Source organism: Desulfobotulus pelophilus, assembly GCF_026155325.1.
Classification (GTDB): Bacteria; Desulfobacterota; Desulfobacteria; order Desulfobacterales; family ASO4-4; genus Desulfobotulus; species Desulfobotulus pelophilus.
In genome coordinates this window covers 15,679-32,606 of the sequence record NZ_JAPFPW010000009.1, presented here as the reverse complement: position 1 = coordinate 32,606, position 16,928 = coordinate 15,679, and the positions used below count along the sequence as shown (strand labels likewise).

The following is a 16,928-nucleotide window of genomic DNA, read 5'->3' as shown; positions in this document are numbered from 1 at the left end:
TATATAATCTTTTGTCTGATGAAAAATCAAGCATTCAAGAATGAACACTATGAGGAAATCATGCAAGAAACATCTGAAAAAACAATAACAGGCCAGGAGCCGTGCGAAGCTCTTCGCTTTACCTCCGGCGGTTTTTCCCTTTCCGGCTTTCTCCACCTGCCTGATATCAAAAACCCACCCATTGTCATTGGATCCCACGGTCTTTTAAGTGATGCGGACTCCAGCAAGCAACGGGACCTTGCCAGCAGTCTGCTTGCCTGTGGCGTGGGTTTTTTCCGCTTTCATCACAGAGGTTCCGGAAATTCGGAAGGCCATCTTGCAGAAAGCAGCCTGGACACCCGGGTGGAAGACATGGTTGCTGCCTGGGAAATGCTGTCCCTCCGGAAAGACCTCGGAAGACCCTTCGGCCTTTTCGGCAGCAGCATGGGCGGGGCCACCTGTATCAGTGCCTGGTCTACCATACGGCCTGCGGCCACCTTCCTGATTGCCCCCCTGATCAAGGGGCGGGTGCTGACCCAGCAGGAGCCAGCAGACATGGCCGCCATTCTGCAGGAAAGCGGACTCCCTGAAACTTTTTTTACGAAAAATCTCCATTTCGACCTGACAGAACGCATACCCGCCATGCGGAATCTTTTTGTTGTACACGGAACCGATGACAAAGTTGTTCCGGTGGAAGAAGGGCACAGAGTATATGAGCTGGCAGCAGAACCCAAACGCTTCATTGCCTTTGAAGGAGGCGATCACCGCATCAGCCATCCGGGCCACCAGAAAATTATGCTAAAAAGGGCTGTTGATTTTTTCGAAGAAAAACTGACCCTTAAAGCCAGAACTTGCGGCATGTGAATCCCGCACTGCCTGTTTGAGTCGATTGCCCATCTCTGGGGCAGCCGGTATTCTGCCCGTGACGGCTGCCTCAGGAGTAATCTGCCAGCAGTCTTTTTCTGAATCTGACCGCACATGGCTGAAACCGACAGATCATCATACACCGGGTGGATAAGGCAAAACCACCTGAATGAACAGAAAGGAAGTACCATGGAAATACCCCAGCGCAACCTTGCCATGGATCTCATGCGCGTTACGGAATCCGCAGCGCTGGCCTCGGCCCGCTGGCTGGGACGTGGCGACAAGATATCTGGAGACCGGGCCGCAGTAGATGCCATGCGGCTCTCCTTCGCCGCCGTTCCCGTGGAAGGCCGCATTGTGATCGGTGAAGGTGAAAAAGATGAAGCCCCCATGCTGTATAACGGAGAAAAGGTCGGGAACGGCACAGGCCCCATGGTGGATGTGGCTGTGGATCCGGTGGAAGGTACAAGCCTTCTTGCCTTTGGCAGACCCAATGCCATTTCCGTTGTGGGGCTGGCTCCCTATGACACCATGTTCAACCCCGGCCCCAGTTTTTACATGGAAAAGCTCGTAGTGCCGGAAACGGCTAAAGACGTGGCAGACCTGGACGCACCCGTTCCCGAGAACCTCCACAAAATTGCCAGAGCCCTTGGCAAAGACGTGGAAGATCTGGTTGTTTTTGTACTGGATAAGCCCAGGCACAAACCACTCATTGAAGCCATCCGCAAAGCCGGTGCCCGAATTCAGCTGCATACGGACGGAGATGTGGCCGGTGCCCTTATGGCCATTGACCCGGACTGCGAAGTGGACATCATGATGGGTACGGGAGGGACACCGGAAGGTGTACTTGCTGCCTGTGCCATACGTGGACTCAACGGAGAAATGCTCACCCGCCTGAATCCCCAGAGCAGCGAAGAACGGGAAGCTCTGCATGCAGCCGGCATTGATATGAAAAAAATCCGCTCCGTCCGGGATCTGGTGAAAAGCGATGATGTTTTTTTTGCGGCTACGGGTATTTCCGGGGGCACCTTTCTTCCCGGTGTTCGCTACACTGGGAACAGTGCCACTACGGATTCTCTGGTGATCCGGGGTCGTACGGGTACCATGCGCTATGTCCGCTCCATCCACAATCTCACAAAACTACAGCAGTTCAGTGCTGTAAACTACGGCTAACCAGGAAAAAGGAGCTTCCATGCTTGCTGTTCATCCTTACCCGTCCATAACGGAAAAACCTTACACCAGAATACTTTTTGTCTGTGAAGACAAACCATTATATAAAGACGGAGACAAAGCCACCCTTTGTGAAAAAATCAGAAATCTGCCAGAATTCGGTGGCAGAGCTGAAAAAATTTACTTTCTTTCCATGCCGGAAGGAATGCCCTCCCCCAGGGTCATTCTGGCAGGTGTGGGTAAAAAAGAAGATTTGAACGCCGAAAGCTTCCGCAGAGCTGCCGCTGCTGCTGTCAAAGCAGCCATGGAAGCAAAAGAGGAAGTGATGGGGGTTTTTCTGCCGGATGCGGAAAAAAGTCTGCTGGAAAACCATCTGGTAAAAGGCTTGCTTGAGGGCCTCGTCCTGGCTAACTACCGCTTTGATGCCTATAAAAAAGAAAGCGAAATCAAAGCCCTCCAGGAAATTCTTATTCTGACGGACACGGCATCACTGCGCCATCTTACAGCCATGGCTGCGGAAGTTCAGGCCGTCTGTACGGCCACCCACCTCGCCCGCTCCTGGGTATCCATCCCCCCCAATGACAAACGACCCCAGGCCCTTGCGGACATGCTTGAAAAGGCGGCCGTGAACGAGGGGCTTGCAACTCGGCGCATGGGCAGAAAGGAGCTCACGCAGCTGGGATTTGGTGCCATGCTTGCCGTCGCTCAGGGTAGCGATGCAGAGCCCTGCCTGCTTACTCTGCATTACAACCCTGAAAAGGCTGCAGACAAAACCGTTGCCCTTGTGGGAAAGGGGGTTACCTTTGATTCCGGCGGACTGGATCTGAAACCACCTGCGGGCATGGAAGGCATGAAAATGGATATGGCAGGTGCAGCCGCCGTTACAGGAGCCGCCATTGCCCTTGCCAGAACCCGGCCATCATTCCGCTTCATTGCCGCTATTCCCATTGTAGAAAATATGCCTTCTGCAACGGCATACCGGCCGGGTGACGTCTTCCGGGCCTACAACGGTAAAAGCATAGAAGTCATGAACACCGATGCAGAGGGTCGCCTGATTCTGGCCGACACCCTTGCATGGCTTGCAGAAGTTGAAAAACCAGATCTGATGATAGATATGGCTACCCTTACGGGAGCCTGCATGGTGGCTCTGGGAGAGGATATGGCAGGAGGCTTTACGGAGGATAGCACCCTGGCCCAGGCGCTGGCAAAAGCAGGAGAAGCAACCTTTGAACGCTGCTGGCCCATGCCCCTTCCCAGAGACTATAAGAAGCTCCTGAAAAGCGAACTGGCAGATCTGCGTAATGTTTCCACAACAAGAAACGGCGGTGCCATCACCGCAGCCCTTTTCCTGCAGGAATTTACGGGGAAAACCCGCTGGGCACATATAGATATTGCGGGACCGGCCTATCTTTCCAAGGCCTCTGCATACTGCCCTGCTGGAGGAAGCGGTTTCGGGGTGAGGCTGCTGCACGGGCTGCTCACGGACCTTGAAGAAACAAAAATGCTGTAACCCAAAAAGGCCCACAGCCCATACCCGCGTGAATCTCTAGTCCGGGGCCGCTCAGGCCCCGGATTTCCCATGAAAAACGGCTTTAAAGAAGGTGATCGCGCAAAGCCGGAGAAAACCGTGTCAGGGGCCGGATACGCCTGAGCATCGGATTTATAGTGGTTTCCGAGAGCCGTGCCAGAAGGATATCCACAATTGGCGCCACGCCCTCCACCTCAAGAATACCTCCATGAGCCAGAATCAGGGTTTTCACATCCAGGTTTCGGATACGAAGAAGGCTTTCTTCCATTTCATCCGGCAAGGATACGGGGAAAGGAAGCTGAAACCGCCGGTTTACATAGAGAATTACATCCGCCGCGTACAGAGTTTTTGTCTCTGCATGATAAAAAACCATATCATGATTCGTATGCCCGGGGGTGAGAAGTGCCTGCCAGTCCGGAAAACCCGGCAGACGATCACCATCTCTTAATGCATGGTCCATAGATATTTTTCTTCTGTAGAATAAATTTTTCCATGGTTTCTTCATCACATAAACCACAAAATACCCTAGAAAAATATCAATTTTATGCTGCAGAAATCCCCCCATTCCCGCATACCAGCGGTTAATCCCCTCCGGGGCCGCCAGTCTGAGTCCATAACGACGCTGTAACAGAGGTGCCGCTCCAGCATGGTCCGGATGAATGTGGGAAACAATCTGCAGCCCCACATCCGACCACCGTCTTCCCATTCCTTCTTCCAGCATTCTCTCCATAACCGGAATATCGCAACGACACCCTCCATCCAGGGCCAGAACTCTCCCATCGGGATACAGTGCAAATAATAGCATCTGTATATAGCCATCCCCCGCATAAATCCGCATTTGAAGCCCCTCCCTTGACAAAACAACAACCAGCCTGCCCGAAAACCCGGAAATTTTTTGAAAAACCTCGAAACAGCAGAATGGGCAGACAATTTTTATATCATGTCCGCCCTAAAAGCTGAATATGAAAACATAAACAGGGTCTTTTTTCTTGACATCCTGGTTAGCCCCCGATATGCAATGCGAACACTGCTATCGAATAATAAACGGCATTCATACCAAGCGCTCATTTCATTGCCCTTCCCTTTTATGACGGGAGCGGTTCATGAAAAAAAGACACTCGTTTCTACCCCCGTATTTCCACTTATTTCCAAGGAGGTTATTCGTGAAAAAGTGTCTCACAGCTCTCTTCGCCGGCCTTGTCTTAATCGTCACTACAGCCTATGCAGGCTGTGTGGACACCTTTGGCATCGGCTCCAAGGCCACCGCCATGGGTGGGGCCTATTCCGCCTATGCCGATGACCCCTTTGCGGTTTACTACAATCCCGCAGGCCTGACACAGATTACCTCTCCCACCTTGGCCATGGGAGTTCATGTCATCGAACCGGACCTTGAAGCCAAGGGACTGCGTATTGAAGGCACTCAGGACCCTTCATTTCAGGGCAGAAGCTTTACTGTGAGTGATGATTTTCCCACACTGGCAGCCCCCCACATAGGCTTTGCCATGCCGCTCACAGACAGGATAGCGCTGGGCGTAGCAGCCTACGCACCCTGGGGTCTCGAAGTGGAATGGCCCAACGATCCGGCAAAAAATCCTGGCGTTCACTCCTCCTACCACTCCTATTACAAACGCATTACCGTGACACCCACACTGGCCTACAAAATCAATGAGCATGTATCACTGGGCTTTGGGGTTTCCATAGGCCGGTCTGAAGCCGGGGGAAAGAAAATACCCTATTATTTCTCAAATAGTAGCATCCCAGTTGCTCAAGGAACACTTGCGAACTTAGAGGCACTAAAAGCGGCTAACATAATCACGCCCCAACAGGAAGCAGCCCGCATTCGATTAGACAACGCTCTCAAAATGCATGGGCAGGTTCTTGAACTGGAGCTTTCCGACGATCTGAACTATTCCTTCAATTTCGGCATCATGTACAAGCCCATGGATACCATCACCCTCGGTCTGACCTACCGCAGTGAGACCAGTACGGATTTTGACGGAGATCTGAAAAGAAATGGCGTGAAAATTGGTAAGGCCACCATGGACTACAATCACCCCCAGCAGATACAGGCCGGTATCCGCTATGCTCCCCATGATCGTTTCTCCATGGAATTTGACCTGGTATGGACGGAGTGGAGCATCAACAAGCGTCAGGTGGAGCATATAACCCCCCATACGGGCGCACCATTCGATCTTGCCTATGATCGTAACTGGGACAACACACGTCAGATCCGCTTTGGCGCAGAGTACGTACTCAGTGAGCTGATCACCCTACGCTGCGGTTATTTCTACGACCCCAGCCCCATCCCCGATGACACCCTTGATCTGATGTGGCCCGACGCCGATAAAAAAACCTACTCCATAGGAGCCGGTTTCCATTTCGGCAACTTCACTCTGGATACGGTGCTGCAGTACACCGCCGTGGAACAGGACCGCATTGTCGGTGGAGAATCGGACAACTTCAACAAAAGCTATATCGACGTTATTGAACAAAACGATCCACGAGTATTCGCCAAAGCAGGCGGTCATCTGCTGGGTGCCGGCCTGACCCTGAGTTACCGCTTCTGATATTCATGTTTCTGCCATGGTAAAAGGCAGGTTCCATTACCTGCCCTTTACCTGCCATCCCCTTTATGGCCTAACAGATACCCGTACAACAGCAATAAAGGCCCCCAGCTCTTCCCTGTACATTTTTTTGGAAGCCTCCACCCGATCATGGTAGCGATTGAATACGGGGAGAGCCTTGGTATAGCCCTGCAGTACCTCCCGGAGGGTAGTACCATCGGAAAGAAATATCCCGTCTTCCGCTCCCGGAGAAACACCCGCTTGCCGGATTTCATCCCTGTACCGTTCCACAAGGGTGAGAGACTCCCTGTCCAGAGGATTCAGGGGCTGAAAGCAGGCAAGATGATCGAGTCCCTTCCCTATGGCATCCAGCAGGGAATCCTGCCCCGCTGAAATACAGCGCAGTGCCTGCACCTTAAATGCCAGTCGCATCCAGGACTCGGGATAGGGCAAGGCGCTCCGGTCAGCAAGATAACTCGCTTTTTCTTCCAGCACCTCATGAAAACGCTGTTGCAGCAACGTGGCCCAGGCAGGCAGCTCCGTTGTCTGCAGCATCCTTTGCACAAGCTCTCTGCCACCCTGATCCTGCAATGCAACAAGAGCTTCCATATGCCTGCGGTCCGGACAATTCTTATCCGCTACAGGTTTTTTCCCTGCTTTCCTTATGCAAAGCTTCTCCCGCACCCCCTGCAAGAACCCTTCTTTATCCCAAGGCTTCACAAAAACCTCCCCCTCACTGTCAGTCAGGCATTCATTCCATACAGGATAACACGAGCTGACCGCAGCAGCCGCCCTTCCCCGTAATTCTTCAGAGACCTCTGTCATCCCCATGCAATTTGGGCCAGGCATTGAAAATGGCTTTCAGCAAGGTTGCCAGTGGAATGGCAAAAAATACACCCCAAAAACCCCAAAGACCACCAAAAACAAGCACCGCAAGGATGATGGAAACAGGATGCAGGTTTACCGCTTCGGAGAAAAGAAGCGGAACCAGAACATTACCATCCAAAGCCTGAATGATACCATACACAGCCATTACCCAGAGAAAATCAGAGCTAATACCAAACTGAAACAGGGCAATCAGAGCTACGGGAATGGTAACAACGGCAGCTCCGATATAGGGAACCAGCACAGAAAATCCCACCAGCAGAGCCAGCAGTTCGGCATACCCCAGCCCCAGCCACACAAAGGACGCCCAGGTAACAGAAGCCACTATAAAAATCTCTATGGATTTTCCTCGTATATAATTGGTGATCTGTTCATCCATCTCCCGCCATACACGGCTGATCAGGGATCTTTTTTCCGGCATCAATGAAGACACATAGGCAATCAGCTTTTGTTTATCCTTGAGCATAAAAAATACCAGAATAGGAACAAGAATCAGATAAATCAGCCATGCCACAAGACTGGGAATACTGGACAGGGAAAGGCCCACCAGCCATTGTCCGAGCTTACGCAACTCTCCACTGGCTTCCGTAAACAGCTGATCCAGATGCTGCTGCGATAAAAACTGTGGATAGGCTGCCTGCATTTCCACAAACCATACCTGAGCCGCCCTTACCATTCCCGGCAGCTCCCGGGTGAGACTCAGGAGCTGTTGCCAGATCAGCGGCAACAACCAGAAGAGAACGGCCATCAGAAACCCCAGAAAGAAACTGAATGCAACAATCACGGCTACCATGCGCGGCAGCCGTAATCGCTCCATGGCACTGACAACACTTTGCAGGAGAAAGGCTATAACCAGAGAAACCAGAAAAGGAGCCAGCATACGACTGAAAAAAATAATCACGACAAAAAACAACACCATCAGAAAGGTAAAAATAATGGCTTCTTCATCGGAAAAGTAGCGCTGCATCCACTTATTTACAATTGCTCTGAACACGTTTCTCTCCTGTCACATATGGATCCATCAGCTTCCCCGCAGACATGATGCATTCTGCTTTCTACTTGCTAACAGATTTCAGGGGATTTCCGCAAGCTGTGCTGCAGACACACCCTCTTTTCATGAAACCGGCAAGGTCACATTCACCCCTCCCGAATATCCATAGTGTTCAAATCATAATACCCCTATTCCACCACGACCCTCACACTTTCTACATCATGATTTTTTAGCATAAACAATTAAATAAAAAAGAATAACAGGATGATAGAAAAAAATAATATCCGCCAATAATTTGACATACGATACATAATATGCATAGAGTACTTTCTTTAGAACAAATGAGCCCCATGGGTTTTGGATGGGCCATGCCTGCCAAAGGCCTCGTATTGCTCCCGAAAAGACAGGATATTTATGACAGAATCCAAACAGAAATCTAAAATTCGTGTGGAGGGCCTTACCAAAGTTTTCGGCCCCAGAGCACGCATACCGGAAGCACTTCACCTGCTGCAGCAGGGGGAAGACAAGACAACCATACTCAAAAAAACGAAATGCGGCATTGGGGTTTCCAATGTCAGTTTCACGGTAACAGAGGGTGAAATTGTTGTGATCATGGGTCTTTCCGGAAGTGGTAAATCCACCCTTGTTCGCTGCATCAACCGCCTCATCCACCCCACATCAGGAAAAATCTTCATTGATGATGAAGATATCACCGCCCTGACTCCGGATGCCCTGCGCAGAGTACGGCTCAGCAAGCTGGGGATGGTATTTCAGAACTTTGCCCTCTTCCCCCACAGAACCGTCTGTCAGAATGCCGAATACGGTCTTGAAATTCAGGGAATGGACCCGGAATCCAGACAAAAAAAAGCCATGACCGCACTGGAACAGGTGGGGCTGAAAGGATGGGAAAACCATTACCCCCACAACCTGTCCGGTGGCATGCAGCAGCGGGTGGGGCTGGCAAGGGCTCTGGCCCTGGACCCTGACATTCTGCTTATGGACGAAGCGTTCAGTGCTCTGGATCCGCTGATCCGTTCCGATATGCAGGACGAACTGATCGGTCTCCAGCAAAAATTGCAGAAAACCATCGTTTTCATCAGCCATGATCTGGATGAGGCTCTGAAACTGGGGGACAGAATCATACTGATGAAGGACGGGGTTATAGTTCAGAGCGGAACCGGGGAAGAAATTCTGACCAACCCGGCAACGGATTATGTGGCAAGATTCGTGGAAAACGTGGATATCACCAAAGTACTGACGGCTGAATCCGTTATGATACGACCCAAAGCCATGGTTTCTCCCACTACCCACGGCCCCAAATCAGCCCTTCGCTTCATGCAGAAGGAAGGCTTTTCCCAGATTTTCGTTCACGATAAAAACCATCAGGTCATTGGCATTGTCTCTGCCGAAGCGGCATCGGAAGCCAGTGCCAGGGGTGAAAAAAATTTATTTGCCATCATGCAGCAGGATTTTCTCCATGTTGCACCGGATACCCCCGCAGCAGACCTTATCCCCATCCTTGCCGATATCCCCTATCCCCTGCCCGTACTGGAAAATGGAAAAATGAAAGGAATCATTATTCGGGGATCCCTGCTGGCTGCCCTGGCAGAAAGAGGAAGGAGCACGGACAATGCCTAGAATTCCCTTGGGACAGATCATTGAAGGAGCCATTAATTTTTTTGTCACCAATTTTTCATTCCTTACCATTGCCTTTACCCGGGTCATGGAAAGGGTCATTGCCTTTCTGGAAAACACCCTCATGCTGCTGCCGCCATGGCTTTTTATTCTCATGGCTGCCGGGCTTGTATTCTGGCTCACCCGTAAACGGGGGCTCTCCATTTTTACCCTTGCCGGCCTTATGCTCATTTGGAACATGCAACTCTGGGCGGCAACCATCAGCACCATTACTCTGGTGCTCATCGCCACCCTTACAGCACTTCTCATAGGCATTCCCATCGGCATTGTTGCCGCGTTGAGCACCCGTGTAAATCGTGCAGTCCAGCCCATTCTGGATGTTATGCAGACCATGCCTGCCTTTGTGTATCTGATTCCCGCCATACCATTTTTCGGCCTTGGCAAGGTGGCTGCCATTTTTGCCACTGTCATCTTCTCCATGCCTCCGGCCATCCGCCTTACCTGTCTCGGCATTCAGCAGGTGCCCAAAGACCTTGTGGAGTGTGCGGATGCCTTCGGATCCACCAAGTGGCAAAAACTCTTGAAACTGCAACTGCCCATGGCAACTCCCACCATCATGGCCGGAGTCAACCAGACCGTAATGCTGGCTCTTTCCATGGTGGTCATTGCCGCCATGATCGGAGCCAGGGGACTTGGCGGCGAAGTATGGCGAGCCATTCAGCGCCTTCAGATGGGCAGCGGTTTTGAAGCGGGTATCGGTATCGTCATTGTGGCCATCATTCTGGACCGGGTGCTGCAGCACCTTGGAGCCAACAAACATTAAACAAAAAAGGAGCCCTTTCATGAAAAAACAAACAGCTTTAACCATTCTGGCATCCGTGCTGGTTCTTACCTTGTCTGGCACAGGCATGGCCTTTGCGCAGAAGAAAGTCCGTCTGGCTTACGTTGAATGGGACTGCGCAGCAGCCAGCACCCACGTAGTGAAGGCCGTGCTTCAGGAAAAAATGGGTTATAATGTGGAAATTCTTCCCGTGGCAGCTGCCGCAATGTGGCAGGCTGTGGCAACAGGCAACGTGGACGGCATGGTCACAGGCTGGCTGCCCGCTACCCATGCAGATTATTACAACAGCTTCCAAAACCGCATTGAAGACCTGGGTCCCATTGTTGGCGGAGCCAAGCTGGGCTGGGCAGTTCCATCCTATGTAACCATTGATTCCATAGAAGAAATCAATGAGCATGCTGCCAAGTTCAAAAACCGTATCGTGGGTATTGATCCCGGCGCAGGTCTCATGCGCCTGTCCGAACAGGCCATGAAAGATTACAAGCTGAACAGACTCCAGCTTGTTGAAGGCAGTGGTGCCACCATGACAGCAGCCCTGAGTACGGCTATCCGCCGGAATGAGTGGGTTGTGGTTACGGCATGGTCCCCTCACTGGATGTTCGGAACCTGGGATCTCAAATATCTTGACGACCCCAGGGGTTCACTGGGTGAAGAAGAATTCATTCACACCATTGTCCGCAAAGGACTGAAAAAAGATATGCCGGAAGTATACAACCTTCTGAACAACTTTGCATGGGAAGACCCCAACCAGCTTCAGATGGTCATGGCATGGGACCAGCAACCCAACTCCGACCGTTATGAAAACGCCAAGCGGTTCATTGCTGAAAACGAAGAGCAGGTAAACGGCTGGATCCGGTAACAGAAAATGCGAAGCCGTGTGAAACGTTACCGAAAACGCTTGTTCTTCCAGGCTGAGCAAGTCCGATCTGTAAAAATCTGACACCGTAACGATATCGAGTGGGAAACAACCCTGTTTGCATACTCGCTGAAGCTGGAAACGATCCATGACAAAAGGCCACTCCTGAAGGAGCGGCCTTTTGTCTCGGGGTTATGGCATACTCTGGCATTCATCCAAAGCGTCCTGCCATAGGGACAAGGCCATCGCGGACAGCCTTTTTCCATTGACAAACCGGCCCTTGAGGGTCTTTCTATGGGTGACGGAAACAAACCGCCCTTCTCATTCTTACCTATTCAAAAGGACCTGCCCATGGGAGCTGCAGAAATTATTTTTTTATCTCTGATTCAGGGGCTCACGGAGTTTCTGCCCATATCATCCTCTGCCCACCTCATTCTGCCCGCTGCCCTGCTGGGGTGGGAAGATCAGGGCCTGGCCTTTGATATCGCCGTGCATACCGGCACCCTTCTGGCCGTAATCATCTATTTCCAAGACGATATCCGCCAGCTCTTCCATGGATGGGTGAACTCTTTTTCCGGAAACATGACTACCTATGGGAAAATGGCCTGGTTTCTCATTCTTGCCACCATACCGGCTGGGCTGGCAGGACTTCTGGCAGGAGGATTCATTGAAACAACCCTGCGATCAGCCGCTGTGATTGCCGGAACCACCCTTATTTTCGGAGCCCTTCTCTGGCTGGCGGATGTGCGGGGTCAAAAAAAACTTGCCATGGAAGGTATGAATCTGAAACAGGCAATGATCATCGGACTTGCTCAGGCCGTCTCCCTTATACCGGGCACATCCCGGTCCGGCATTACCATCACCGCAGGGCTGATGCTGGGCTTTGACCGCAAAAGTGCGGCCCGCTTTTCCTTCCTGCTGTCCATTCCCATTATTACACTGATTACCCTCTATCAGGGATATAAACTTGTCCGGGAACCCGCCATCTATGACATAGCAGCCCTCCTGTCCGGAGCCGCCCTTTCTTTTGTCAGCGCCCTTCTGTGCATTCATTTCTTCCTGAAAATCATCGAAAAAATGGGGCTCTTGCCCTTTGTGCTGTACCGATTCGCCCTGGGTATCGGCCTTTGTCTTTTTCTTTTCTTCTAAACACAACAACAGGCAGAGGTGCCAGCCACCCTGCCTGCGTTCACTGGGGTATTCTCCGGTTCTCCCCCCCCTGCTGCCAGCCCGGCCCCTTTTTTTCTTCCAACACGGTAAGGTACAGTTCCAGTGTCTTGCAACACATGGCTTCGATGGTAAAATGCGCCCGAATTCTTCTGCCTGCCTCTTTACCCATGGATTCCCTCACCGCATCATTTTGCAGCAGTATCTGCAGTTTTTTTCTGAAATCATCTTCGTCTTCCGGAGAAAACAGCAACCCGGTCCTGCCATCCTCCACAATTTCAAGACTGCCTCCATGGGCAGAAGCCAGAACAGGCTTTTCCATCATGCCCGCTTCGGCAAGAACACGGCCAAAAGATTCCGGCTGCCGGGAAGGAGACAGAACCAGATCGGATGCAGCCATGACCTCCGGCATATCCTTGCGATAGCCAGCCAAAACTATTCTTTTTCCAAAACCGGAAGCCATTCTGCCAAGTTCTTCCGCATAGGCTGGATTTTCAGCAGGATCCCCCACAAAAACCAGTTGCCATGGGAGCTCTCTCAAACCCTCCATGGCCTGAAGGACAAAATCCTGTCCTTTAATCCGGGAAAAACGCCCAGGAACAAGAATAAGGGGCGAATCTTGACCGCACCCCCATTCTTTCCGGATAGCCTCCCTTTTCTCTGCGGAAACCAGGCCCGGATCAAAACGCCGACTGTCCGCACCCCTTGGAATTCGGATCAGCCTTTCGGGATCCATGGAGTAATTGGCAAGGATATGTTGCAGGATAGCATCGGAAACGGCAATGACACGCTCTCCCTTTGTCATGATGGCGCTGTAGCTGTTAACGGAATACACCCCATGGAAGGTTGTGATAAGAAGAGGACGTTTTTTTTCCGGCAGACTCTTCCACGCCAGCCAGCCAGCCCATGCGGGAACGCGGGAACGCAGGTGCACCACATCCACTTTCTGCAGAAGTCTTCTCAGTGCGGGTATATGCCCAAGGGGACGGGGAGATTTTTCTCCGATAAAAGGCATGAAAATATGCTGGCTTCCTCCGGATACGAGATCCTCCACCATGCGTCCTCCTCTGGAAATAACCAGAGATGTATGACCATAGGCTACGAGAAAGTTGCCCAGCTCAAGGGTTCCCTGCTCCACGCCACCGGTTTCCAGATCCGGCAATATCTGTAAAACGGTTATTTTTTTCCCCACCATTCCGTCACGGCCTCCTCTGCCGCCCTTCCAGCTTCATCCAGCAGGGGCATATCCTCCTTGAACATTTCTCCGGGATACACGACCCAGCCCTTTGCATGCAGAAAATCCAGGCTTTTCTGAAATTTATTTTTCCTCTTACGCCACTGCACAGGAAGAATTCCTACCCTGCATCCAGCCGTAAGGGCTTCATACACCATGGAGATACTGTCGGCACTGATCCAGACTTCCGTGCTCCGGGCATAGGCCTGTTCGACCCATCCACGTGGAGCAACTGAAAAGGGCTGAAAGGAAACATCAGGCCGCTCCCGCGCATATTCGGCAAGGACCCTTTCCGTTTCTTCCGGAGTTCTGGGTGAAGAGCCGATTTCCCAGCTGTCCATAGGACTCTGATTCAGCACGTCTCCAATTGCTTTCATCAGCTGACCAGTATCCCACACATGACTGGAGGCATCCGTTCCCCCCACAAGGATCAGACCTCTGTCCAAACACCTTTTATCCCTTACAATCTGCCTGCACGGAGGCCCCAGAGTAACACGCAGGCGGGAGTCCTCTTCTTTTCCGTCATGCATGGGAGAAAGAATCCGGTCCACTGTCTTCCGTACAAAAAAATCCGGAGTCATGCACACAAGGGTTCTGGCCCTGTAGTAACGGCCCAGCACAAGTAGAGCACCATGGGTATGGCTGCCCGTAGCCATCACCAGATGGGGATGGAAAGCCTTTGTATTCCAACCCCAGCTTTCCAGTATGCCATCCGCTGATACGGGAAGAATTTCTGCAACCAGAGCCTGCAGCCTCGAAACAGAAGCAAACCGTCGTCCATCGGGAACCCGGAACCATCGAAACTCTACGGGAGCCCTTTTTCCGAAAGCATCCAGCATGGCCTGTGTCTGCTTTTCATGACCGGGCCGATTATCTCCTATGCAGAGAACCCGCAGTGGATCTGGGATCATGACTGTTCCTCCTCAAGAAAATCCTGTATCCGGCCTTCCAGCCATTCCTCAAAAGCCGCATGATCCCGAAAACTCACTTCCGCATCTTTCACGTAAAGAGGCATGGACCACTCTGAAGGAACCGGTAGTTTCACCGCATCCTTGGCGGTGGTTACCAAAGCATCCGCACCAGCCTCCCTGGCCCTTGCCTCCAGCTGGTGCATGGCGGAAGGGCCATAGGAATGATGATCCGGAAAAATAAGGGTCAGCACCACAGTCAGTCCCTGCTGGCGAAGTGTATCGGCAAAGCCCCTTCCATCAGCGATGGCAGAAAAAACCATGAGCTTTCCTGCCTTTTCAGGGGGGGGGAGAGGAAGGGCCCGGTCCACCTGTCTGTGCTGGCAGAAAAAGCAGGGCAATTCAGCCTGCTCCGCCCATACGCACAGAGCTTCGGCCCTTTCCCTGGGTATGGTTTCACAAAAAGTCCAGTGAGTGAAAATCAGGGCATGGGCACGCAGCAGCCCCACGGGATCTTCCCGCAGGATTCCTCTGGGAAGGAGCCTGCCATTACCCAAAGGGTACCGGCTGTCCACCAGAACAAGATCCAGATCTCTGTGAAGCCTGCGGTGCTGAAAACCATCATCCAGCAGAATGATATTCGCTCCCCTTGCCACGGCATCCAGCCCGTTTTTGAAGCGATCCGCTCCCACATAGACCATGGCGGAGCTTGTCTCGGCAAGCAAAAAAGGCTCATCACCGGCTTCCGAGACAGAACAGATAATCTCCTTTCCGTCCGATACAAGCCCTCCCTTTTTTTCCAGTCCTCCCCCGTAACCCCGGCTGAGAATGGCCACCTTCAGACCCATTTTACTCAGCATGCGGGCAAGGGTCCGGACCATGGGAGTTTTACCCGTACCGCCAGCCACAATATTACCCACGGAAATAACGGGTACAGGCAGATATCGAACCCCCCTCTTTCTGTCCAAAAGCCGGTTTCTGAAAGTCAGGCCTGCGTTATAAAGAGAAGCCAGGCCGGAAAGAACATAGTCGCCCGCGTCCCGGTTCTTTCCAGAACGGCGGAGTCGGTCTGCCATTTTCTGTTTCAGCACCAGCTACCTCCCGACAGGCTGCATATCCGTTGAAAAATGCGCAAGGTTGTTCCCCTTCCTCTCATCACAAAAGATTTTCCTGCCAGGCCTGCTCTGGTTCTCTCTTCCGGATGATCCATCCAGAAAAGAATTCTTGCAGCCAGACTGGCGCCGTCTTTCAGAGGAAAACCCGCCCCAATCTCACAAAGCCCCTGCCAGCTTTCATGAAAATCTTCCGTACCGGGGCCCATCACAACAGGGATCCCGGCCATGGCAGGTTCCAGGGGATTATGTCCCCTCAGGGGAAGAAAACTACCGCCTACCAGTGCAGCCTGTCCCAACCCGTAAAGATCCTTCAGAATCCCCATGCAATCCACCACCACAATCCGCTGATTGTCCTTCGGGAGTGATGACAACAGGCAGGCATCCAGACCCATGGATTGCAAACTTTCACAAAACTGAACAGCCTTGTCCGGGTGTCTCGGAACAAGAAAAGTCAGAATTTTTCTTCCTTCAAGGGCTCTGTGCCGCAGCGCTTCGGCCACAACCTGCTCCTCTCCGGGGTGGATGCTCCCGCAGACCCATACAAACGAAGGGGATTGACGGCCTATCAGGGTACGGACAGGATCAAGGGCAGACTGTTCCGGGTCCGGCAGGGAACGATCATGCTTCATATTTCCGCAGGCTTCCAGCACTCTCGGATCAAGCCCCAGTGCAAGCAGCCGTTCTGCATCCACAGAACTCTGGGGAAACACGCTGTGAAAAGCTTTCAGGGCAGGTCCCATGACTGGTGCAAGACGACGGTAACCGGCAAAGGTTTTCTGGGATATTCGGGCATTCACATAAAGCGAAGGAATATTTCTCTTTTGAATGGCACGCATGAAAAAGGGCCATACGTCCGTTTCCACCAGAATAAAAACATCCGGCTCGACATCCTTCAACATTCTGTTGACGGCCAGAGGGTGATCCAGCGGGAAATACCGGATATCTGCCACCTTTTGTGCCAAAGAATCCATGGCCGCATCCATGCCACTTCGGGTAGACACCGTAAAAAAGATCTGCATATCCGGCCTCTTCTCCATCAGAAGGTCCACAAGAGGAAAGACCGAAAGCACTTCCCCAAGGGAAAGGGCATGAATCCAGATCAGAGGCCCCTTTTTTGTCGGAAGACTCACCCGGGAAGGCCAGATTCGCTGTTGAACATGCGGGGAAAAAAAGGAGAAAGGCATTGATTCC

General features: G+C 52.0%; 15 protein-coding genes. 8 read left to right on the top strand and 7 right to left on the bottom strand.

Features of this window, described 5'->3' with window-relative positions; genetic code table 11:
- Positions 1 to 60: 60 nt before the first annotated feature.
- The 3 genes from OOT00_RS08915 (at position 61) to OOT00_RS08905 (ending at position 3,523) form a co-directional block, all read left to right on the top strand.
- Positions 61 to 843, top strand: a complete 783-nt coding sequence (locus tag OOT00_RS08915) for an alpha/beta hydrolase (RefSeq protein ID WP_265425027.1) — start codon at positions 61 to 63, stop codon at positions 841 to 843.
- A gap of 189 nt (positions 844 to 1,032) precedes the next feature.
- Positions 1,033 to 2,016, top strand: a complete 984-nt coding sequence (gene glpX / locus OOT00_RS08910; RefSeq protein ID WP_265425026.1) for a class II fructose-bisphosphatase — start codon at positions 1,033 to 1,035, stop codon at positions 2,014 to 2,016.
- A gap of 19 nt (positions 2,017 to 2,035) precedes the next feature.
- Positions 2,036 to 3,523 carry a leucyl aminopeptidase gene (locus OOT00_RS08905; RefSeq protein ID WP_265425025.1) on the top strand — a complete coding sequence of 496 codons (1,488 nt, stop codon included), beginning with the start codon at positions 2,036 to 2,038 and terminating at the stop codon, positions 3,521 to 3,523.
- An 82-nt stretch (positions 3,524 to 3,605) separates the two neighbouring features.
- Here the strand turns inward: OOT00_RS08905 and OOT00_RS08900 are convergent, their stop codons facing one another.
- Positions 3,606 to 4,379, bottom strand: a complete 774-nt coding sequence (locus tag OOT00_RS08900) for an MBL fold metallo-hydrolase (RefSeq protein WP_265425024.1) — start codon at positions 4,377 to 4,379, stop codon at positions 3,606 to 3,608.
- 325 nt (positions 4,380 to 4,704) lie between these two features.
- Here OOT00_RS08900 and OOT00_RS08895 point away from each other — a divergent pair, with 325 nt between their 5' ends.
- On the top strand, positions 4,705 to 6,108 hold the full coding sequence (locus OOT00_RS08895; protein WP_265425023.1) for an OmpP1/FadL family transporter: 1,404 nt from the start codon (positions 4,705 to 4,707) through the stop codon (positions 6,106 to 6,108).
- A gap of 63 nt (positions 6,109 to 6,171) precedes the next feature.
- On the opposite strand, the gene OOT00_RS08890 is transcribed toward OOT00_RS08895, so the two are convergent.
- Both OOT00_RS08890 and OOT00_RS08885 read right to left on the bottom strand, forming a co-directional pair.
- Positions 6,172 to 6,714: a hypothetical protein gene (locus tag OOT00_RS08890; protein WP_265425022.1), complete on the bottom strand. Its 543-nt coding sequence runs from the start codon at positions 6,712 to 6,714 to the stop codon at positions 6,172 to 6,174.
- Between the two features lie 199 nt (positions 6,715 to 6,913).
- Positions 6,914 to 7,984, bottom strand: coding sequence for an AI-2E family transporter (locus OOT00_RS08885; RefSeq protein WP_265425021.1), 1,071 nt, complete (start codon positions 7,982 to 7,984; stop codon positions 6,914 to 6,916).
- Between the two features lie 411 nt (positions 7,985 to 8,395).
- Here OOT00_RS08885 and OOT00_RS08880 point away from each other — a divergent pair, with 411 nt between their 5' ends.
- The 4 genes from OOT00_RS08880 to OOT00_RS08865 all read left to right on the top strand — a co-directional run bounded on the left by OOT00_RS08880 (position 8,396) and on the right by OOT00_RS08865 (position 12,462).
- On the top strand, positions 8,396 to 9,619 hold the full coding sequence (locus tag OOT00_RS08880; RefSeq protein ID WP_265425020.1) for a quaternary amine ABC transporter ATP-binding protein: 1,224 nt from the start codon (positions 8,396 to 8,398) through the stop codon (positions 9,617 to 9,619).
- Positions 9,612 to 10,439, top strand: coding sequence for an ABC transporter permease (locus tag OOT00_RS08875; protein ID WP_265425019.1), 828 nt, complete (start codon positions 9,612 to 9,614; stop codon positions 10,437 to 10,439). Before OOT00_RS08880 ends, OOT00_RS08875 begins: the two co-directional genes overlap by 8 nt.
- Positions 10,440 to 10,458: 19 nt before the next feature.
- Positions 10,459 to 11,316: a glycine betaine ABC transporter substrate-binding protein gene (locus tag OOT00_RS08870; protein WP_265425018.1), complete on the top strand. Its 858-nt coding sequence runs from the start codon at positions 10,459 to 10,461 to the stop codon at positions 11,314 to 11,316.
- Between the two features lie 348 nt (positions 11,317 to 11,664).
- Positions 11,665 to 12,462: an undecaprenyl-diphosphate phosphatase gene (locus OOT00_RS08865; protein ID WP_265425017.1), complete on the top strand. Its 798-nt coding sequence runs from the start codon at positions 11,665 to 11,667 to the stop codon at positions 12,460 to 12,462.
- A 40-nt stretch (positions 12,463 to 12,502) separates the two neighbouring features.
- Here OOT00_RS08865 and OOT00_RS08860 read toward each other — a convergent pair whose 3' ends face one another.
- Genes OOT00_RS08860 through OOT00_RS08845 form a run of 4 tightly spaced genes read right to left on the bottom strand, consistent with a single transcriptional unit; the run spans position 12,503 to position 16,921 of the window.
- Entirely contained in the window at positions 12,503 to 13,675 is a 1,173-nt protein-coding gene (locus tag OOT00_RS08860; RefSeq protein ID WP_265425016.1) for a glycosyltransferase family 4 protein, read from the bottom strand.
- Positions 13,657 to 14,625 (bottom strand): ELM1/GtrOC1 family putative glycosyltransferase, encoded by a 969-nt coding sequence (locus OOT00_RS08855; protein ID WP_265425015.1) that lies wholly within the window; start codon positions 14,623 to 14,625, stop codon positions 13,657 to 13,659. The genes OOT00_RS08860 and OOT00_RS08855 overlap by 19 nt, the downstream gene beginning before the upstream one ends.
- Complete coding sequence (gene lpxK / locus OOT00_RS08850) at positions 14,622 to 15,713, bottom strand: tetraacyldisaccharide 4'-kinase (RefSeq protein ID WP_265425014.1); 1,092 nt, start codon at positions 15,711 to 15,713, stop codon at positions 14,622 to 14,624. Before lpxK ends, OOT00_RS08855 begins: the two co-directional genes overlap by 4 nt.
- Positions 15,707 to 16,921 (bottom strand): 3-deoxy-D-manno-octulosonic acid transferase, encoded by a 1,215-nt coding sequence (locus OOT00_RS08845; protein ID WP_265425013.1) that lies wholly within the window; start codon positions 16,919 to 16,921, stop codon positions 15,707 to 15,709. Before OOT00_RS08845 ends, lpxK begins: the two co-directional genes overlap by 7 nt.
- Positions 16,922 to 16,928: the final 7 nt, after the last annotated feature.